Origin of the sequence: Vibrio campbellii CAIM 519 = NBRC 15631 = ATCC 25920 (genome assembly GCF_002163755.1) — a bacterium.
GTDB lineage: Bacteria > Pseudomonadota > Gammaproteobacteria > Enterobacterales > Vibrionaceae > Vibrio > Vibrio campbellii.
Map to the genome: position 1 here is coordinate 1508133 of NZ_CP015864.1, position 18471 is coordinate 1526603.

The window sequence follows — 18471 nt, forward strand, 5'->3', positions numbered from 1 at the left end:
CTCGCTTTGAATATTGTTAAAAAAGAAAAGGACAGCTTCGGCTGTCCTTTGTTGTTCTCACAGAGTTTATTCAACACTCTTTAATGATCAGCTCGCTTCAATTAAACGATCGAAACTCTGGAATACCTCATCACACTTCATCACACGACCATGACCTTGGCCCTGCGTGGTAACCAGTTCCACTCGTTCAATCTCGTCCGCCGCTTTAGCAGACACGCTGTGTTTGGTGAACTTATCCTGCTCATCATGAACAATAATAGTTTTTGCTTCTCGCTCAGCTAGGCGTTTCTCTGGGTCAATGGATTGCAATGGGTAGCCAAACTGGTCTTCCACTTCCGAAACCACCGCTTTGAATAACTTCATTGAGTAACCCGAACGCGCAATGCTGCCAAATAAGTTTTCAACGTAGTTAAGCACTGGCGCGATCAACAGCAAAGGCTTGTTTTCTAATTTACTGTGGCGGCACTCTAGCGCTGAAGCGGTACCCATGCTGTGCCCCACCAAACCTGCAACCTCATCGACAGAATCTAATACATCTTCAAGACCGCACACAAACGCAGGAATATGTCCGTATTGTCCCTCACTCTCACCATGAGCAGGATGATCGTACGCTAATGCCGTGTAACCCGATGCCGCAATATGCTCCATCAACGGGTAGAACTGACTCGCAGTTCCTGACCAGCCGTGAGTCAAAACCCATACCGGACCGCTACCAAGCTGATAGGTTTTAATTGCACCGGCATGACCTTGCACTTCGCTTTTGATAAGCCCCTTTGGCTCGACATTTTTTGGCTGAGTACGAGCGGGAGTAAGCAGCAGTTTACGCGCGGTCTTTTTTGCATGTGACGGTGCCAACGTGTGATGCAGGCGGGTACTGATGTTGACCAAGCTGCGTTTAACACTGAATTTCTGCGAAGTATTGAAGTAAATTTTCTCACTCATGATCATTTCCTTAACTATCAGCCTTGCACAAAATAGAACGGTCGTGCTTTTTATACTGATAAGAAAGAGCGCTCGTTGTCGCTCTTCATTTTGAATCTTTTACTATACCCGTTACCGCAGGGTTAGCGCTTCCATCGAGTAAACAAGTTATCGATGCCCTGCCAGAACAGTCTCTGGCTCTCTTCTTGCCCTTTGATCGAGTAAAATACGTGTGCACTTAAATACTGCCCGTATAAATCAAAGGTCGCTTGTCGCGTGTCTAAATCGGCGACAAACTCTTGGTTTTCTTTGCCTTTCTTGATCTGAATTTCTAGATAATTCAACCACGTATCAATCGACTTACGTAATGCAGCTTGCAACGCACAACCTTCTTCTGCGGTGTCATTCCAAGCATCAAGGAACATACAGCTGCCTTGAAAAGAGTGATTCCACGTCATCCAAGTATCCAACAAGCCACGTACTTTACGCTCAATGTTGCTATCGCCTAGCTCGCGCGCAGGCGCAATTACGCGCTCAGCGAATACTTGATTGGCAAATTCCAACACCGACAGTTGAAGGTTCAACTTGGAATTGAAGTGAGCAAACAAGCCACTTTTCGACATACCACACTGCTTAGCGAGCTCACCAATAGTGAGACTCTCCAACCCATTTTCACTCGCGAGTTGGAATGCGCGCTGCAGTATCAGCTCTTTGGTTACTTTTCCTTTTTTCATAAACACACTTTTAGCACGATCGTACTTTTTTACAAGTCCTCAATTTACTGGTCAAACCAATGGATACCCACTTACACACTCACGATCGCAATACATTGATTAACCTAATGAATATGAATTTTCGAAATTTGAGGTGAGTCAGAATTTAAGAAACTGGTTACCACCAAATGCACATCCGTTGACTTTTTAGCGCGAGAACTGAGTCATTAACTGCTAATTTCGCAGCGATTTTTCACTTTTTAGGTAAGTACTTATGGCAACCACAAAGAAAATTGCCAGTTTAGAATTTGCTCGTATCATCGCGATGTTTGCGATCGTAGGGCTTCACTGTCAGATGGCTCTCACCTATTGGCAATGGGATGAGGTGCCTTGGGTTGGGTATATCCTCAACCAGCTAGCTCGTTTTGCTGTGCCATTGTTTTTTCTCATCTCCGGCTATCTCATCCAACCGAAACTCAGCACGAATCCCGTGGAGACACTAAAAGGCTATGCCAAGCCTTTGCTTAAGATATGGTTGGTTTGGAGTGCGATTTGTCTGTTGGTGCCGTTCCGTTGGCAAGTGGTTGCAGAAACAGGCTATCTCGCCGAGCGACAAGGCTATTGGGGCTACTTAATGTCGAACCCAATCAATTCGTTACTGGAAGGAGGCTTGGTACATCTATGGTTCATTCCGGCACTCATCATTGCTGTAGCCATCATTGCGTTTCTGGTTCGAATCGGCATGATGCAACTGCTACTTCCAACAGCGGTATTGCTCTATATCTATGGTGTGTTCGCAGGCAGCTACGTCACACTCACTGATCTGCCAGCGCCATTCTTTACTCGTAATGGTCCGTTCTTCAGTACCTTACTGGTGGTGCTTGGTTACCTAGCCAGACAGCACCAGTGGCAATGGTCTCGCAGCAACACGATTCGATTAATTCTTATTGGTATGGCAATTCATTTCGCCGAAGCCTATTACTTGATGGATTATGATATCGCCTTTTACTCGCACGACTTTTTGTTCGGTACTGTTATCTGGTCTTTGGGCGTATTCATGTGGCTTCTTGCCCATCCAAACTTTGGCAATATGCCATGGGTGTTTAAGTGGTCCCCGAGCATTTTAGGTATCTACGTGAGCCACTTATTAGTGATCATCATCATGATGAACGTAGCGGGTATGTTGGGGCTAGAAAACTTAGCCAAAGACGCCTTCATTTACCCAGCAACCATTGTGGTGACCTTGTTGCTTGTGAAAGGCATTGAAGCAACACCATTGAAAAAATTATTACTGCGCTAAATCCATTCAGCACTATGTATGGTCTGCACTACCACTTTTTGGCTAGTGCAGACTTTATAAAAATGAGAGCTCTCTCTCACTCATCAAAATTATCATTTCTAATACTTTGTAATTTGCTTTCACTCACAAAAAACATTGTTCATTTAATTTAGATTTGTCTGACATCAACAAAACGCTCATTAAACGGAGGCGGTATGTGGGCAGGTCAAGGACTCGTTCCTTTTTTAGAAATTAGCCATTGGCTAACTTATGGTTTATACGCTGCAGTAATCCTATTTGGCGCGGCGAGCATTGCGTCACTCAGAAAGTAGTGGCGCAAGCTACATCAATTCCAAACTCCTACCGTTAATTCGAGCTTACTCACACTTAACCTATTAATATGTGGCTAAAATTTCTCCAGTCAGACAAGGAGAAATGTCTATTCCAATCTATCCAATTGTCGCGTTTTGCTGTTTGATACTTTCTAGCTCCACCTTTGCCCAGCACAACCAAGCTGACGTGGCTAACGCTCACTGAAAGGCTGTGGGAGAAACCACTCCAACTTATGAAGAACACCAATCGTGTATACAGCGGACCCAAGCATAGAACGATTTTCGAAAAGAGACTATACCATTTCACACAGGCATTCCATAACGTAGTTTACACGCAGAATTTAGCGAGTAACGTACTGTTTATTGTTACTCCAATCTCTGGTAGAAAAAGGGGGTTAACCAAATTATTCAATGAATTAGCCAAGAGTTCAGATTTCGGGAAGGCAGCCCTAGCTGGAAAGAAGAGGTAGAGCGTGCTTACCATATAAAGTCCTACACGCTCACAGGGCGTGACTTACTTAGTGAGCATCTCAGCCTTAACAGCCTGCCACGCTTTATGCTCGGGTGTGGTCAGTTGGATAAGTCCAAAGTTACGCTTTGGAGTGATTTTATCACTCAACCTTTCTACCTCTCTGGCAACAAAACTGCTGAACCATATCTGATTAGGCATTCCGGGCCAATACTCGGTGAGCTGCTGGTGGAGATTATCCAGCTCGTTCAGACGACCTCTGATTTCGTTCAGCGTCTGATGCTGTGGTTTGAATATCAATCGTGTGAACCGGTTTGAGGAAGCCTTCTCCATTTTGGTGACTTTATCTCTCAGCTCTGTCAACGCCTGCTTAATAGGCAGGCGGGTAACCGGAAGGCTTTTCTCTCTGATCTCTGATGTTATTGGCAACTGCTCTAGGTTGAGCTCTATCTCTCCGGCAAGAACGCGATTTTCTCTGTTGACAGCTTGGAGCATAATCCTCAGTTGCGTTAGTGATTCGTCACCATGCAGCGGGGCGCGGGTCATTCTGGTTACAGGGATCGAGCGAAACTCCAGCTCCGGCCAGTTTGTTCTGGCGTGCACCTGCAGGTGGCGGGCCAGCCTAACCCGTGCTAGTAAAGCGGGCTGTTTATCCCTGCAGAGTTTAATCTCCTTGGTAAGCGCGGCTTTTTCACGGTTCTCAAGTATGAGAAGCTTTTGTCGTTCGGCCTTTTCTGCGGCTTTAATCGTCTCATCACTCGGCTCGCGGGTTGCCAATCGGTTACTACTATCCCACTTAAGGTATTGGCCCAGTGTGCCAGTTTCGCTCTGCACCGTTTTTTTGACCAAGTTGACAAGACTGCTTGAGCCGGCAGAAAAACGGGCACCAAAGCCTCGCTGGTCTTCGAGCAGCGCGTCGAAAAATCCTTTCAGCTCTTGACGGTCTTTAGGACAGCGCAGCTCCATCTCACCGTTTACCACATTTAAGAAACGGCTGAGCATGGGATCGCCTCCTTCCAGAAGCGTTTTTATTTTCTCCTGGTGCGAGGCCGCTTTCTTACCGGTGAACAAATAGTCAGACATTATCTGTTTGATGTCATCTAAGATCATATTACGTTCACGGGAAGTAAATTCAATATCAGGTTTCAGTGACTCGGTCACATGAGTCTGTGCATTTTTTGGCACCGCTACGGTGTTTATTTCCTGAAGCTTAACTTTGTTTGTCTGCTCTGCTTTGGTCACCGCCTCGGTAGGCAGTGTTTTAGCCGCTTTGACCTTATCGTGAGAAAGGCGCAGGTAAGAACTCAGAATATTTTCTTTATTCTCTAAAGGCCGGGTTAACGCTTCATACATAGAGCCGAACCTTGAGTGCCCTTTTAGCATAAGGTTAAACATTTCTGCCAGTTTTTGCGGTGAGCGAGGCAATCTAATGACCCTTACTTTTTCCTGATCATCTATGGTAATCCGCCCCTTAATCTCTTCCATCTCACAATATCCGCGCAGAAACCCTCCATGTTTGCCCGGCTTATTATCTACGTATTGTTGAAGTATGCTACTAAAAGCCTTAGCAAGTGGCGCGACATCCTCATCATAGATGCGGGGCGCACTCTGTAAACCCACAGGATTCTGGCTTAGCGGCTCATTCATGCTCTGTGTTGAATGCGCTGTCACCGGAAGTTCTGATTTAGACTTTTCCAGTTTTGGCACCTGTTTCGGTGCACTCTGATGTACCTGGTAGATATCTTTAAATAGAGTGTTAAAAAGTTTTGTTACCGGCATCATGACTCCTTAACCTTTTAAAAGGTGCGCGTCGCAAAGCAGAGAAGGTGCTTTAGCCTGTTCATTCAGAGGAAGATAAAGGGCGTTTCTGGCATCAATCGCTGTGGTAATAAAGTTGCCAAGCAAGTTTGCCAGCAGTTCCAGCTTCAGACCCTCAATTGGGTGCTGGTAGCGCAGCAGAACCTGATCGCCATGCGGGCTAAGGGCGTAATGTGCCTGACGCAGGACAGGGTTTTCAAAGTTGTACTCAAGAAGACGGGTCAGATGACGTTCTCTCTGCACCTCCGGCAGAGCCCCTAATTCCGCTAGAAACTGAAGGTTGTTGCTGCCCGCAGCCATATCAATTGCCAGCTCGATACCTTCTTCAGTCAGAAGTGCACAACGCCCCGAGTAATCAAGCTCTAAGCAGTTCAGTTGCCAGGTGCTACCCAACTCGATAAGCAGGTTGTTTAAAAAGGTTTGGTCGGCCGTCATCCGTGCCTCCAGATACAATCGGGGAATGAGTATTTAGATTACCGCGCACAAGGGAGGAATTTCTTTCATTATTAGGCAAGGTTTTTTAGGTTTATAAAACAAACGCTGACGCCACTAGATGCGATATTTGCCGTTTAGCGCAGCCTGCTATTGCGCTGGATATATCATTGCGGCTCTTTACTGCTTGGTACTTCCCTCTACTCGCCCTAGATATCAGAGACGCTAGCTAAAGGTGTATTAATGAATATGCTTGTGATTTTCCGCCACAAGATGAGTTTAGGTGGCTTTAACATCTTGGTGCTTTACCTCCAGGAACGCTTTGGCATTCGTGCAGGTAAAGTACAAATGGCGCTCGACTGCACTATTGTTGTGATGTCGCTGTTTATCGTTGATGTTTACTTGATTGCCCTTTCTGTACTTGGCGCTGTGGCGACCAACTTAATCTTAGCCATGAACCACAAACCAGGGCGTTATCAACCCAAGCCACAAACTGCGTAATAACACAGGCTCACGATTAAAAAACAAAGCCCCGAGCCTTTAACTCTGGGGCTTTTTGTTTGTTCTAGCTCACTAATGAAAACATTACGCCAATGGCGAATTCTCACAGTATTTCTGGTCATCTGCCGTCAGTTTTTGCTTGCTCGCTTGGCTTAAGTGATAGTGCACCAGCATCAGCAAATCGTGAGCGTAGAAAAGCTCGAAAGCGTCCTCACCATTTTTTCGACAGATTGCCTCACAGCGTTCAGCATGCACTTTGGCTTGCTGCGGACTACCCGCTTTTAGAAGACTCATGGCTAAGCGATACTCTGCGCGCTCTTCTTGTATCCAGCCACCAGCAACCTTCCAATATTCAAGGGCCAGTGTCGCAGCCTCTAGCATGTTTTCTACTTGCGCTCCAGAGCGTGTTTCAAGCCCTTCATATTGGCAGGTAAGGTTATTACCCGTAATGGCAATTGAACGCGCTAAAGGCTCGGTCGCTTGGCCTGAATCTATACCGTTGGCTGCTTTTGCTAACCATGTGCTGGCTTGCTCTAGCTCATTCATTGCCGACAGTTCGTTAGCGATTTGAGCAAACACGCGACGCTGATCGACATCTTCTAACTCAGTAATCTGGTCCGTGTTTTGGTCAATGAAGTACTTCGCGACAGCTTTGGCTCTCTGACGCGTCAGGCATTGAGCTGCTACGCCACTTTCAATCTTATCTAAGCTGGAGAGAAACTGACTTGGATCGTGCAGGTGACCGATGGATGTGTGCAACATCAAGGGTAAGATGCGCTCAGCATGGTTAGTGTCTTCTACCTCGCTAAGCGCTTGCTCTAGTTGGTTGTATGTTGGCTGCGGCTCGGCTTCATGCTGCTGCCAACTTTGTTTTATAAATGCATCAAAATCTGTAGTGAGAGACATATCCTTATTATCCTTTTTATTGCTCTAGTTTGTTTATTAGCACAACGACCCTACACAAAATTTAAGCAAATAAGGTAAACCTTGCTAGGTTATGAGAATGATTTCACATAAAGTGGCGTACCCTTCTCCAATGCCAATAATCGCTGCTTGCGCTCTACCCCGCCGGCATAGCCGGTGAGTTTGCCACTTTTGCCGATCACACGATGGCATGGCACCACAATAGAGATTGGATTTTTACCATTTGCCAGCCCCACCGCGCGCACCGCTTTCGGATTACCGATGGCATTCGCCAGATCTTGATAGCTCCATGTTTCACCATAAGGAATGGTCGTCAAAGCATGCCAAACTTGGGTCTGGAAATCAGTGCCCGTCGCTGCAAGGGGCAAGTCAAATTCGTTACGCAACCCAGCAAAGTATTCTTCCAATTGAGTCACAGTCTGGCTAAGCACTGCATGTTTATCATCACGCTCACCTAAATCATCTGGTTTGGTGGTACACGTTTCAAACCAAATTCCTAACAAACCCTGCTCGTTCGCTTGAATAGTCACTGCGCCTAACGGACTTGGCATTACCGTATAAAGTGATTTCATGATTGATTCCATAAGTGAAAAGTCGCGTAACTGCCCCAAGGTGACGCAGTATGAGCATTCAATGACGGATAGTTTGGCATGGCTTTCTTCACCACCAAGTCTTTGTCTAAAAAGCAATCGGGCTGAGATTGACCTCGCAATTGCGCATAGCTCACCGTCCACGGACCAATACCTTTCAGTTCCAGCCATTGCTGCGGATCGGCTTCTGGGCTCTGCTGCATGTACTGAGCAAATCGCATAAGAGTGTCTTTACGGCTTTGCGGCATACGCAAAAAGCTGACATCGGCATTGGCAATCGTTTCTGGGGTTGGAAAGTGGCGCGCTTGCTGATCGCTGCTGAGTGTTGCTACCAATAAGTTAAGTTGCCCGATAGCCGCTTTGACCGACACTTGCTGCCCTAGCACAGCACGTACACCAGCTTCCCACGCACTCCAGACGCCCGGAATACGAATCCCATAGGTTTTCACCAACCCCGGCGCAATGTATTCAAGGTGCTGCTCCACCGCGCAAATATCCGCATCGAGGTCGAACATACGACGTACACCAGACACCAAATTCTGCAATTTAGTGACATCTTCTACATCGAACTCCATCTCAAGATAACCTTCTCCTTGAGTGACCTTGAATCGAGCATGGCAATCACCCAACAAAACGCTGCGCTGATAAGCCTCTTGTGTGACTTGTTCAATTCCTTCAATCGCACGCAGACGATAAAAATCGAGCATGTGTTGCCAGTTCAGAGCACCACGATAAGGTAATACAATTCGATTCGTCCCCACGCCATCAAATTCCTTTCTACGCACTTGAGAAGGCGTTAGCTGAAGGATCTTTTGAAACGCATCATTGAAGCGTCGAGTGCTGTTAAAACCCGCGGCAAAGCCGACTTCGGTGACTGACATCGAACTCGAATGCAGAAGCTGCTTGGCAAACATCAACTGTTGATACTGCGCATATTGCTTAGGTGACATCCCCAAATATTGTTCGAACAGCATCCGCAAGTAACGATCCGAGATCCCAAGACGCTCAGAGAGTTCAACAAGAGACTGATGATGCAACTCGCCTTGATCGATCATTTTGATCGCTCGTTGGAATGTGGTCTCGACGCCCTTCCAAGCCCATGATCCTGGGGCACTATCTGGGCGACAACGCAAACACGGACGATAACCTGCTTTCAAAGCTTGCGTCTTGTCAGTGAAGTACTCGACATTTTCCTCTTTGGGCAAATTAGCAGGGCAGATTGGGCGACAGAAGATCCCTGTTGTTTTCACCGCAATGTAAAAGCGCCCATCAAAACGGCTATCACGAGCCATGCGGGCTTTCTGGCATTGTTCGAAGGTCAACGATGTGTGTGGGTGGATGAGCATAGTGCTGTCCCTGCTTACGTATTTGGTGTTCAACGAGTGGTTAACTTATTCACTACTCGACCGGCATAACTTCATTGTAGAACGGGGAGTTACTGTAAATTAGCCATTTTCGGAACTCAATACTAAGAAACTTTGGCAATAGCAAATTTGTGCACTAAGGTTATAGTCAGAACAACACAACAACGTCGGCTAAAGGGAATTGGCATGGACTTACATACGTGCGTGATTGTACTTAGAAATCACAAGGTTATTACCAGCAAGTCGGTCGAGCACTCTATAGGGATTATTGAGCGCGACTCTGATAACGAGATTTCAGAAATTCAAATCAATGCGACTGATGGTGTGAATATTCGCACTTATCACTACAACAGTGTGGAAGACTCGCTTGAAAGTTTAATGAATCTATAAAAACTCCTTTCTCCCTTGTTAATCGTGAGAGTAAAAGAGCGCAGTCACCTGTGCTCTATTTTTTTGCTCACCATGCACAGGCGCCATACCAGAAGACAAACCGACGTAGAGAAAGTCATTCAAATTTTTGCGACTTTCATAATCAAAAGCGTCCTGTAAAAGTACTAAAACCAGGTATTTTATCCGTTCTAACGTTCTGTATTTAAAAATGGAAAAACGTTCCATCGAATTTGTCGAACGAGATTATCAAATTGCCCCAATTTTTTCTTTCTCTCCTCCTACCTACACTGATTTCAACAACAAGGGGGGCAGTACTCCTCATCATAAAAATTCGAGAAAGGATAAAGTCATGAAAGCACTACTACAAAAAATCACTACTTCAGATGCAGGCTACGGCGCACTCGCACTTCGCATTCCAGTCGGTCTCATCTTTATGGCACACGGCGCGCAAAAACTTTTTGGCTGGTTTGGCGGTTATGGGCTTGAAGGTACAGGTCAATGGATGGCATCAATTGGCTTAGGCCCAGGCATGCTGATGGCATTTTTAGCAGGCAGTGCTGAGTTCTTTGGTGGGTTGTTCATCTTGCTTGGTCTGCTTACCCGCCCTGCGGCAGTGGCTTTAGCATTCACCATGGTGATCGCCATTTTCTCGGTTCACTTTGAAAATGGCTTGTTTATGTCAAACAACGGCTACGAGTTTGGTTTAGCACTACTGGCAGCAAGCGTTTCTCTTGCTTTCTCTGGCGCAGGCAAAGCCGCTTTAGATGAAACGCTGCGTCAAAAATTGGCCTAAACGAGAGTAGAAACACCTTCGAAGTGCCACAACTCTCGCTTCAATCGGACGTTTAATTTATAAACACGCTGCCATTTGCGTAAACCGACACAAAAACCCCCTTGGCATCACACCAAGGGGGTTTCGTTTAATTTTGCGCTAGATCGCAAAAGCAGAAATTACTCGTTTGCTGGAATGTCGGCTATTTGCTGCAAACTATACGCCGTCAACGGGTCAATCTCTTTTACGATTTCTTCAACCTGCTTAATCGCTTCTACAGACGTGCTGGCTTTGCGATAGCTCAAATAGATAGGACGGTGCCAATCTTCGACGTCAGACACCTTGTGGAGCTGCCCGCTTGCAATAAACGGCTCTACCAGAGACGCTGGTAGGTATGCACTACCACCTTTCTCTAAAACGAAGTCTAACGCGATACGAGCGGTAGAAGTACGAAGGTAAGGCGCTGGGATTTTCGGGTGACGTTCTGCGTGTTCTGAAGCGAAGCGCGTGCCCCAATCCACATACACGTATTTCTTATCAAACACCGTATCGAGAGAATCTTGCTCGGTAGACACCAACACCAACACAACGTCAGCGACTTTCTTGCAATTGAGCTCATCAGCTTTGATTTGATCGAAGGCGAATGCCATATCGAGAGTGCGCTCAAACAGGCTGCGGCTTAGCATCTCACGCCCCATGACTTCTGCCATAAAGCCGTAACCACCAAATGAGTCTGTTACCACACTCAAACAGTTTTGCAGATAAGCGTCCCAAATGTTCGGCGTACCACCCATGGTGAGCTGCAACGCTTTGCCATCTTCGAGGGATAATTCGAGTTTGGCTTGCTGCAAGGTGGTCACCATAACCTCGGCATAGCCTATTAAACGCTCACCTGCGGAGGTCAACTTTATGTTATTTCGATCACGAATAAACAACTGCGTATCGAAATAACTTTCGAGTTGTTTGATGCGTGCGCTCACAGCGGCTTGAGTAATGTACAAGTTCTCAGCAGCTCGTCCGAAGTGACGAACCTTTGCCAGCTCTAAAAATGTTCGAAAGACCTTTACATCCATAAACCATCTCCTGGTCAATATAAAACCAGATTAACAACTAATTAAAATTTTGACGACAAAAAAGTTTTGTTTTTCTTTTGTTAGCTTTGCGCCTAATTTTCGCCGTAATTCATCACATTCATCAATAACGGTTACAGAGGCTGTTGATATGTCTGACACTGAATTTCGTCATGGCAAAAAACGTTTTTACGACAACGTAAAATTCCCACGCGGCTTTGCAAAGTCTGGCGATTTTACTCTTTCAGAAGAGGAAATCCTAACAATTTATGGGGATACTATGCTCGGCCTAGAGTCAGGCGAGTTGACACCTGAGAACAGCGAAGAAAAACACTTCGTAAAAGTTCTGGAAAACCCGGGCAAAGCGAAAACTAAGATCGAGCGCACCTGGCTAAAATACGTACAGCTAGCTCGTGGTCGCAAACGCTTCCACACGCTAAACGGTCGTAACAAACCAGAAGCGTCAGCAGACTACGCAGAAGAGAGCCTAGCAGAAGACGATTAAACGACACAGCCAAGCTCTAACGCTTGGCTAAACTGCGGAAAGATTCGTTCTGTGGTGTTGCAAAAAACTTTTTCTTTTCCAAAAAGCCCGAAGGTGAAATCCCTTAGGGCTTTTTCATTTGTAATAAACCTATTATTTTGTGAGTACTCACTTCGCCAGCATGGCTACCTTTTTCAAGAAGCTGTCTTTGAGGTGCTCTTGGTCATACTCTAGATGATAGGTATTGTGGAAGCCCACCTTTAACTCCACGCCATTGCCTCTAAGAAACACGTTATAGCCATCATAATCAGAAAAGGCCTCTACCCCTTCATACATCTTGCCAAACTCAGAAGGTGTGCCGTTGTTCATCACACATTCGTATGCTTGCAGCACTTTGGTTATGTCTAATTCGTTTCTCATTGCGATTCCCTCAGCAATAAACACTCTTTAATTACGGTTAAGAAAAAAACGCCGTGCTACACCATAGATTGCGTGAGATCATATGTTCGGCATTTTTCTTCCCTCTCTACTACGCAGCTCGGTTCAATTTAGCTCGCTCATTCAATCAAAAAACTTAATTTCAGTCATAAATTTTAAACGCTAATCAACTAACCTAACTTCTTTATATAAAAGGGTAACGGCGAGAAGCAAAGGTAAAAACTGTTGATAAAAGCAACATTGGTTAAAGAAAAAGCAAATTTTTGACCTAAAACAATAGCAGATTGTCATTACTTATTTTATAATGCGAATTAATGTTTCAGGACATCTTAAATTCCAATAACTAGGGGCACAAAATGAGACTTATCCCGTTAGCTCAAGCAGCACAAGTAGGCAAGTGGGCAGCAGCACACATCGCTAAGCGCATCAACGACTTCAAACCAACTGCTGAGCGTCCGTTCGTTCTGGGTCTACCTACTGGTGGCACTCCTCTAGCAACTTACAAAGCATTGATCGAACTTTACCAAGCTGGTGAAGTGAGCTTCGAACACGTTGTGACTTTCAACATGGACGAGTACATCGGTATCCCTGCGGATCACCCAGAATCATACCGTTCATTCATGTACACAAACTTCTTCAACCACGTGAACATTCAAGAAGCGAACATCAACCTTCTTAACGGTAACGCGGAAGATCACGAAGCGGAATGCCAACGCTACGAAGACAAAATCAAGTCTTACGGCAAGATCAACCTATTCATGGGCGGCGTAGGTAACGACGGTCACATCGCATTCAACGAGCCAGCATCTTCTCTGTCTTCTCGCACTCGCATCAAGACACTAACTGAAGACACTCGTATCGCGAACTCTCGTTTCTTCGATGGCGACATCAACCAAGTTCCTAAGTACGCACTAACTATCGGTGTTGGTACGCTACTAGACGCTGAAGAAGTGATGATCCTAGTAACTGGTCACAACAAAGCACTTGCCCTAGAAGCAGCTGTAGAAGGCAGCGTAAACCACCTATGGACGGTTTCTGCACTTCAACTACACCCTAAAGCAGTAATCGTTTGTGATGAGCCTTCACAACAAGAGCTTAAAGTGAAGACTGTTAAGTACTTCTCTGAGCTAGAAGCGGAAAACATCAAAGGTTTCTAATCCTTCGGGTAACAACCAAAGATAAACGCTGAATACACAAAACCCGTGAGTCATCACGGGTTTTTTCGTTTTTAAAGACTGGCAGGTTTGAAGGTGTAGGAATTTAAACAACGGCTAGCGAGGCGTTTAATAAGCTTGAATACCAAACTGACGCAGACGTTTCGGCAATACCTCATCGAGCTTATCTAACTCGCTCAGTTCAACTTCAATGAGGTTGAAGTTATGCTGCTCGTACACCGCACGAATCTTCTCTCGCTCCGCTTCTAACATCTCGCCAGTATCGCTACCCCAAAACTGCAAATAAACTTTGCCACCCGGAAGGTAGAAATCGCTTGTCACGTCTTGGTCGATAGGCAGTTGACGCTCGTAAGCGTGCACTACTCCTGCCAAGTACAGCCAGTTATCGATCAGAAGCTCCCCTTTAGAACGAACGTAGTGTCCGTCCAAAGTACGGTGCTTGGCTTCAAACTTCTGGCGAAAACTAGAAAATGACTTATCAGTGGAATGGGACTCGGCATCTTGACCTAAAAACTCAATCACAGACTGCTTGAGCCGCTTGTTACGCAGCACTACGTCGTGCCACACCACAAAGGTATTCTGCGACTCTTTATCGGTTCTCTGCTGCCCACCAGCGCGGATTCCGGCTTCGGTCAAACTCCACCCTTCTTCGGATTTGCTGATCCAGCCTAATTCGCTTAACAGCTGGTTCATGCGCTTGGCATTGAGCTTAAGCTTCTCACCCAACTGGGTTGCGCTATAGGTTTTGCCAGACGTTGCCGCAAGCTCGATGTGCAAGTTGGTCGGCCAAACAATGAACTGCCCAAATTTAGGATGATCGACATACTCACCGCCGAACTTGGCACCCTCTTCGGTCAAAATCCATTTCTCGTCTTGGCGAACAATATAGCCAGCGCGTTTCAGATCAGCAAACAGCAGCTTAGCTTCTGTCTGACGCATTTTGGCCAGCGCCGACGTCGATATTTTTTCAGACACAATCATGCCTCCTGCTACTGTTTGAAATAAGATGATGACTTGGATATTAACGCATTGATTTCATTGCTTGAAGTAAGAATAGTTGGGATTTTCTATCCACAACAAAAAAGGAGCACTTTGGCTCCTTTCTCTACATCGAATTAAATCGGCTTAATTATTCGCGAGTTTGGCAAACTTGCTATAGGTACTGATTTTGCCGTTGATGTACTCGATACCACTGTGCACATTGTTTTCGGTGTTACCAACAATTTGGTATTCGACGATGAATTCACCGCTGATGACTTTGATAAACAAGAAGCCGTCGCTGACCTTCCATAAGCCCTGTAAACCGCGCTCACTGAACAAGTCTTTTTCTACCAACGTGCCATTTGGTTTGAGCTCTAAAATCGATGAGAAACCGTCGACATTCACTTTTACCCAAGGCTGTTGATGCACTTCGTAGCTGAGGATTTTACGGCGTGTTTTCGCCCACTCACGCAGTTCTTGCTCTTGCGCTGGGGTAAGAATTGGCAGGTCTTCCATCTCCAATAGGGTGTGATGTTTTTCGTACCAGAAAAGTTGCAGATGGAGTAATTTCATTCAGATTAACGGGGTTTCATAACGACAAAGCGCAACTTTGCGCCAACCCTGATGGTAAGTCAACCAATGAAACGAAAGAGTGCAGTTTTCACGAGGGTTAAAAACTGCACGTTCCCACGATGGGAAAACGGTGCCCAATAACGAGCACCTGAGCATGTAAGTGTTTATACGGTTTAGAGAGAATTATGCGGCAAATAACCTTGGTAATTCCGCATGATCACACGCTTGATTTAAGCGCTGTTGGGCGGTTTGAATGTGGGCACGCCAATGTTCATCGTGCGCCCACATCTCAATCACCAGTGGCACGACGCAGTCTGTCTCTTTGAGTGTGCGGAAGATGGCATCGAAGTTTACTTCACCATCGCCAATCACGAGATCGCGGAACTGACCTATGTATTCTGGCGTCACGCGATAGGTGTCTTTAAGGTGGATTTGGGTAATGTGCGGCTTACTCAATTTCAGCTCAGTACACACGTCATAGTTCCAACCCGAGATATTGCCCACGTCTGGATAAGCAGTGAAATACGGCGAATTTACTTCGCGATTGAGCACCTCGAACTTACTCAATGAGTTGAGGTAATCGGTGTCCATGATTTCAACAGCAAGCATCACACCTGCGCGCTCAGCCAGTTTCGCCGCTTCCTTCATACCGTCAATAAAACGCAAATGCGTGGCACGGTTTGCTGGCTCGTAATACACATCGTAGCCAGCTAATTGAATGGTACGGACGCCAAGTTTGTACGCCAATGCGATCGCCTTTTCCATGTGCAGCACAGCTTGCTCTCGGATCTTCGGATCTGCCGAGCCGAACGGGAACTTTCGGTGCGCGCTCAAACACATCGACTGCAATGGCATGCCGTAACGTTCGCACTGGTGACGCAGGGCATAAATCGTCTCGTCGTCCCAATCTAAGCGGCTGCGGCGCTCGTCTGATTCGTCCACCGAGATCTCAAGAAAGTCGAAGCCCAACTCTTTGGTCACGCTGAGCTTTTCTTCCCAGCTTAACTCGTTCGGCAACGCTTTCTCATACAAGCCAACACGATGACGTTGTAGGTTCTGATACATGTCGGCCCCTAGTTCCAGTAACGGTCGATTTGCGCTTTCAATGCTTCTGCGGTCTCTTGTCCTTTGTCGCCCGCCAATGCACGACCTGCGATAAAGGTTTTCGCTTTGATGCCTTCAAACAGGTAGATGTCTTCTGGCACGATGCCACCTGTGATAGAGAGCTCGATACCTAACTCAGAGAGTTGACGCATCTTGCTGATGTCAGCGTCTGTCCAGCCAATCCCTGCCAACTCTGCATCGCGAGAACGGTGGTAAATCGCTTGAGTGATGCCAAGATCCACCCACGCTTGCGCATCTTCCATCGTCCAGTTGCCGTAGATTTCGATTTGGATTTCGCCACTAAACTCATCCGCGACTTTCTTACACGCTTCGATGGTCGCAATGTGCGCTGCGGCTGAAACTGTAATCCAGTCAGCGCCTGCTTCAAACGCCATGCGAGACAAAATCGCGCCGCCATCAGTGGTCTTCATATCACACACCAGAATGTGGTCCGGGTGGTTCTTACGTAACGTCGAGACCGCATTCATCCCTTCTGCGAACGCGAGAATGGTGCCCACTTCAATCACATCGACGTAGCTGTGTACATTGCTTGCAACCGCCACGGCGTCGGTTAAGTTAGTTTGGTCTAGAGCGATTTGAATCATTGGTTTGGTCATGATGCTTATCCTTGAATTTTTTCACGTATCAGACGAGCTAAGCCGTCGTTATTGTTATCGGTTTCGCACACCAAACGGGCGCTAGAACGTACCGTCTCGTCTGCGTTATTCATAGCAACGCCTAATCCTGCGTAACGGAGCATGGAAATATCATTGTGGTTATCGCCCACGGCAATGACATGATTCGGGTGATAACCCAGCTCAGAAACGTATTCCGCCAGTCTTAAGCCTTTGCTGTTGCCTTTTGCTGCGAAGTCGATGCGATTCGACCACGAGCGTTCGCCGTTAAATTTCTCTTTCACCCATGGGTTTTCAATCAAACGTTCTACCGAGCTTGGTAAGCCTTCCACCACGAATTTCCACACAAACTCGGTATTGCGTACTTCTTCGCTGAACGAGTCGATTTTGTAGATCTTCGGTTGAAGGTGCTCAGGCGCGGTTTTCGCCCACTTTTCCAGCGCTTCCATGTAGTGAATTGGGTTGTAGTTTGAGTACGTCATGGCATCGGTTACGTACATCACCATCTTGACCTGAAACTCCTTCGCCAAGGCGATGAACGTCAGCGCATCTTCCTTATCGATAGAGTTGTGCTCGAGCACTCGGTCATTGTGGTAGTCATAAACATAAGTGCCGTTGCAGCAGATGATAGGCGTGGTAAGACCCAACTCATCGTAATACGGGCGTGCCGCGGTGTGATGGCGTCCTGTGACAATCACCACGTGACACTTCTGCTGCGCTTCTTGAATCGCTTTTTTCACCTCTGGGTGAATGCTGTGGTCATCGGTGAGGACGGTTCCGTCTAAATCTAAAGCAAGCACTTTGTACATGTCGTTACCTCTGCCCGTAGTAGGCGTTTTCACCGTGCTTACGCAGGTAGTGTTTGTCTGAAAGCTCAGGCTGGATCTTGATGCCGCTGTTGAGTGAACGCGTTGCTAATGCCATGGCAGAAATCTCTTCTAATACCACTGCGTTGTGCACGGCATCGTCAGCGTTGGTTCCCCAAGAGAAAGGCGCATGCCCTGCTACAATCACGCTTGGTACTGCCATTGGGTCGATGCGGCGTTGACGAAACTCTTCCACTATCACTAAGCCAGTGTTCTTCTCGTACTCTTCGGCAATTTCGCGTTGTGAGAGCTTGCGAGTACATGGAATGTCGCCGTAGAAGTAGTCGGCATGAGTCGTGCCCAGCGCAGGAATATCAATCCCTGCTTGCGCCCAAGTCGTTGCGCTGCGTGAGTGTGTATGCACCACGCCACCCACTTGTGGGAACGCTTTGTAGATCTCAATGTGGGTCGCGGTATCGCTGGATGGATTCATGTTGCCTTCCACCACATTGCCGTCTAGATCGACCACCACAATGTGCTCAGCGCGCATGCCATCGTATTCCACCCCTGATGGTTTAATCGCAATCACGCCGCGCTCGCGGTCAATCTCAGACACGTTGCCCCAAGTGAAGGTCACTAAGCCGTATTTCGGCAGTTTGAGGTTGGCTTCGAGCACACGTTGTTTCAGTTCGCTGTACAT

The 18471-nt window shown here is 46.7% G+C and carries 20 protein-coding genes and 1 pseudogene; 6 read left to right on the forward strand and 15 right to left on the reverse strand.

From position 1 onward, the window contains the following. Positions 1–87: 87 nt before the first annotated feature. Complete coding sequence (locus A8140_RS23040) at positions 88–942, reverse strand: alpha/beta fold hydrolase (RefSeq protein WP_005531202.1); 855 nt, start codon at positions 940–942, stop codon at positions 88–90. 122 nt (positions 943–1064) lie between these two features. Continuing rightward, on the reverse strand, positions 1065–1655 hold the full coding sequence (locus A8140_RS23045) for a TetR/AcrR family transcriptional regulator (RefSeq protein WP_005428486.1): 591 nt from the start codon (positions 1653–1655) through the stop codon (positions 1065–1067). 253 nt (positions 1656–1908) lie between these two features. Between A8140_RS23045 and A8140_RS23050 the strand changes: the two genes are divergently transcribed. Continuing rightward, positions 1909–2934: an acyltransferase gene (locus tag A8140_RS23050; RefSeq protein ID WP_005531204.1), complete on the forward strand. Its 1026-nt coding sequence runs from the start codon at positions 1909–1911 to the stop codon at positions 2932–2934. Between the two features lie 825 nt (positions 2935–3759). Here A8140_RS23050 and A8140_RS23060 read toward each other — a convergent pair. Then, a complete protein-coding gene (locus tag A8140_RS23060; RefSeq protein WP_227740708.1) occupies positions 3760–5496 on the reverse strand; it encodes a hypothetical protein in 1737 nt (578 codons plus the stop codon). A gap of 6 nt (positions 5497–5502) precedes the next feature. After that, complete coding sequence (locus A8140_RS23065) at positions 5503–5967, reverse strand: CesT family type III secretion system chaperone (RefSeq protein ID WP_005531208.1); 465 nt, start codon at positions 5965–5967, stop codon at positions 5503–5505. 240 nt (positions 5968–6207) lie between these two features. Between A8140_RS23065 and A8140_RS23070 the strand changes: the two are divergent. Then, positions 6208–6465, forward strand: a pseudogene (locus tag A8140_RS23070) (YitT family protein); the annotation flags it as partial. An 84-nt stretch (positions 6466–6549) separates the two neighbouring features. Here A8140_RS23070 and A8140_RS23075 read toward each other — a convergent pair. The 3 genes from A8140_RS23075 to A8140_RS23085 all read right to left on the reverse strand — a co-directional run bounded on the left by A8140_RS23075 (position 6550) and on the right by A8140_RS23085 (position 9325). Then, positions 6550–7371, reverse strand: a complete 822-nt coding sequence (locus tag A8140_RS23075) for a hypothetical protein (RefSeq protein ID WP_005531210.1) — start codon at positions 7369–7371, stop codon at positions 6550–6552. A gap of 89 nt (positions 7372–7460) precedes the next feature. Continuing rightward, a complete protein-coding gene (locus A8140_RS23080) occupies positions 7461–7961 on the reverse strand; it encodes a methylated-DNA--[protein]-cysteine S-methyltransferase (RefSeq protein WP_033000105.1) in 501 nt (166 codons plus the stop codon). Continuing rightward, positions 7958–9325, reverse strand: coding sequence for a DNA-3-methyladenine glycosylase 2 family protein (locus A8140_RS23085; RefSeq protein ID WP_038863135.1), 1368 nt, complete (start codon positions 9323–9325; stop codon positions 7958–7960). The genes A8140_RS23080 and A8140_RS23085 overlap by 4 nt, the downstream gene beginning before the upstream one ends. 204 nt (positions 9326–9529) lie before the next feature. Here A8140_RS23085 and A8140_RS23090 point away from each other — a divergent pair, with 204 nt between their 5' ends. Together A8140_RS23090 and A8140_RS23095 are read left to right on the forward strand one after the other, a co-directional pair. Continuing rightward, on the forward strand, positions 9530–9733 hold the full coding sequence (locus tag A8140_RS23090; protein ID WP_005428499.1) for a hypothetical protein: 204 nt from the start codon (positions 9530–9532) through the stop codon (positions 9731–9733). Positions 9734–10082: 349 nt separating this feature from the next. Then, positions 10083–10526, forward strand: a complete 444-nt coding sequence (locus A8140_RS23095; RefSeq protein ID WP_005531212.1) for a DoxX family protein — start codon at positions 10083–10085, stop codon at positions 10524–10526. 158 nt (positions 10527–10684) lie between these two features. Here the strand turns inward: A8140_RS23095 and A8140_RS23100 are convergent, their stop codons facing one another. Then, positions 10685–11578, reverse strand: coding sequence for a LysR family transcriptional regulator (locus A8140_RS23100; RefSeq protein ID WP_005531213.1), 894 nt, complete (start codon positions 11576–11578; stop codon positions 10685–10687). A gap of 148 nt (positions 11579–11726) precedes the next feature. On the opposite strand from A8140_RS23100, the gene A8140_RS23105 reads away from it, so the two are divergent. Next, positions 11727–12080: a MaoP family protein gene (locus A8140_RS23105; protein ID WP_005531214.1), complete on the forward strand. Its 354-nt coding sequence runs from the start codon at positions 11727–11729 to the stop codon at positions 12078–12080. Between the two features lie 147 nt (positions 12081–12227). On the opposite strand, the gene A8140_RS23110 is transcribed toward A8140_RS23105, so the two are convergent. After that, on the reverse strand, positions 12228–12479 hold the full coding sequence (locus tag A8140_RS23110) for a DUF3081 domain-containing protein (protein ID WP_005531215.1): 252 nt from the start codon (positions 12477–12479) through the stop codon (positions 12228–12230). 374 nt (positions 12480–12853) lie between these two features. Here A8140_RS23110 and nagB point away from each other — a divergent pair, with 374 nt between their 5' ends. Further along, the gene (gene nagB / locus A8140_RS23115) at positions 12854–13654 is read left to right on the forward strand and encodes a glucosamine-6-phosphate deaminase (RefSeq protein WP_005531216.1); all 801 of its coding nucleotides are present in this window, start codon (positions 12854–12856) and stop codon (positions 13652–13654) included. Positions 13655–13780: 126 nt separating this feature from the next. On the opposite strand, the gene A8140_RS23125 is transcribed toward nagB, so the two are convergent. The 6 genes from A8140_RS23125 to A8140_RS23150 all read right to left on the reverse strand — a co-directional run bounded on the left by A8140_RS23125 (position 13781) and on the right by A8140_RS23150 (position 18471). Further along, positions 13781–14647, reverse strand: a complete 867-nt coding sequence (locus tag A8140_RS23125) for a hypothetical protein (RefSeq protein WP_005531217.1) — start codon at positions 14645–14647, stop codon at positions 13781–13783. 150 nt (positions 14648–14797) lie between these two features. Further along, positions 14798–15226, reverse strand: coding sequence for a hypothetical protein (locus tag A8140_RS23130; RefSeq protein WP_005531219.1), 429 nt, complete (start codon positions 15224–15226; stop codon positions 14798–14800). 183 nt (positions 15227–15409) lie between these two features. Further along, positions 15410–16291: an L-ribulose-5-phosphate 3-epimerase gene (locus A8140_RS23135; RefSeq protein ID WP_005531220.1), complete on the reverse strand. Its 882-nt coding sequence runs from the start codon at positions 16289–16291 to the stop codon at positions 15410–15412. An 8-nt stretch (positions 16292–16299) separates the two neighbouring features. Continuing rightward, a complete protein-coding gene (locus A8140_RS23140; protein WP_005434690.1) occupies positions 16300–16947 on the reverse strand; it encodes a 3-keto-L-gulonate-6-phosphate decarboxylase UlaD in 648 nt (215 codons plus the stop codon). 5 nt (positions 16948–16952) lie between these two features. Next, positions 16953–17774 (reverse strand): Cof-type HAD-IIB family hydrolase, encoded by an 822-nt coding sequence (locus A8140_RS23145; RefSeq protein WP_005531221.1) that lies wholly within the window; start codon positions 17772–17774, stop codon positions 16953–16955. Positions 17775–17778: 4 nt separating this feature from the next. After that, a complete protein-coding gene (locus tag A8140_RS23150) occupies positions 17779–18471 on the reverse strand; it encodes an L-ribulose-5-phosphate 4-epimerase (RefSeq protein ID WP_005531224.1) in 693 nt (230 codons plus the stop codon).

What these genes read in the sequence shown, in the direction of transcription:
- A8140_RS23130 (WP_005531219.1), bottom strand. Translation starts at nt 15,226, where the DNA reads ATGAAATTACTCCATCTGCAACTTTTCTGGTACGAAAAACATCACACC.
- A8140_RS23135 (WP_005531220.1), bottom strand. Translation starts at nt 16,291, where the DNA reads ATGTATCAGAACCTACAACGTCATCGTGTTGGCTTGTATGAGAAAGCG.
- A8140_RS23050 (WP_005531204.1), top strand. Translation starts at nt 1,909, where the DNA reads ATGGCAACCACAAAGAAAATTGCCAGTTTAGAATTTGCTCGTATCATC.
- A8140_RS23060 (WP_227740708.1), bottom strand. Translation starts at nt 5,496, where the DNA reads ATGATGCCGGTAACAAAACTTTTTAACACTCTATTTAAAGATATCTAC.
- A8140_RS23080 (WP_033000105.1), bottom strand. Translation starts at nt 7,961, where the DNA reads ATGAAATCACTTTATACGGTAATGCCAAGTCCGTTAGGCGCAGTGACT.
- A8140_RS23105 (WP_005531214.1), top strand. Translation starts at nt 11,727, where the DNA reads ATGTCTGACACTGAATTTCGTCATGGCAAAAAACGTTTTTACGACAAC.
- A8140_RS23040 (WP_005531202.1), bottom strand. Translation starts at nt 942, where the DNA reads ATGAGTGAGAAAATTTACTTCAATACTTCGCAGAAATTCAGTGTTAAA.
- nagB (WP_005531216.1), top strand. Translation starts at nt 12,854, where the DNA reads ATGAGACTTATCCCGTTAGCTCAAGCAGCACAAGTAGGCAAGTGGGCA.
- A8140_RS23085 (WP_038863135.1), bottom strand. Translation starts at nt 9,325, where the DNA reads ATGCTCATCCACCCACACACATCGTTGACCTTCGAACAATGCCAGAAA.
- A8140_RS23110 (WP_005531215.1), bottom strand. Translation starts at nt 12,479, where the DNA reads ATGAGAAACGAATTAGACATAACCAAAGTGCTGCAAGCATACGAATGT.
- A8140_RS23090 (WP_005428499.1), top strand. Translation starts at nt 9,530, where the DNA reads ATGGACTTACATACGTGCGTGATTGTACTTAGAAATCACAAGGTTATT.
- A8140_RS23150 (WP_005531224.1), bottom strand. Translation starts at nt 18,471, where the DNA reads ATGTACAGCGAACTGAAACAACGTGTGCTCGAAGCCAACCTCAAACTG.
- A8140_RS23140 (WP_005434690.1), bottom strand. Translation starts at nt 16,947, where the DNA reads ATGACCAAACCAATGATTCAAATCGCTCTAGACCAAACTAACTTAACC.
- A8140_RS23045 (WP_005428486.1), bottom strand. Translation starts at nt 1,655, where the DNA reads ATGAAAAAAGGAAAAGTAACCAAAGAGCTGATACTGCAGCGCGCATTC.
- A8140_RS23095 (WP_005531212.1), top strand. Translation starts at nt 10,083, where the DNA reads ATGAAAGCACTACTACAAAAAATCACTACTTCAGATGCAGGCTACGGC.
- A8140_RS23075 (WP_005531210.1), bottom strand. Translation starts at nt 7,371, where the DNA reads ATGTCTCTCACTACAGATTTTGATGCATTTATAAAACAAAGTTGGCAG.
- A8140_RS23065 (WP_005531208.1), bottom strand. Translation starts at nt 5,967, where the DNA reads ATGACGGCCGACCAAACCTTTTTAAACAACCTGCTTATCGAGTTGGGT.
- A8140_RS23145 (WP_005531221.1), bottom strand. Translation starts at nt 17,774, where the DNA reads ATGTACAAAGTGCTTGCTTTAGATTTAGACGGAACCGTCCTCACCGAT.
- A8140_RS23100 (WP_005531213.1), bottom strand. Translation starts at nt 11,578, where the DNA reads ATGGATGTAAAGGTCTTTCGAACATTTTTAGAGCTGGCAAAGGTTCGT.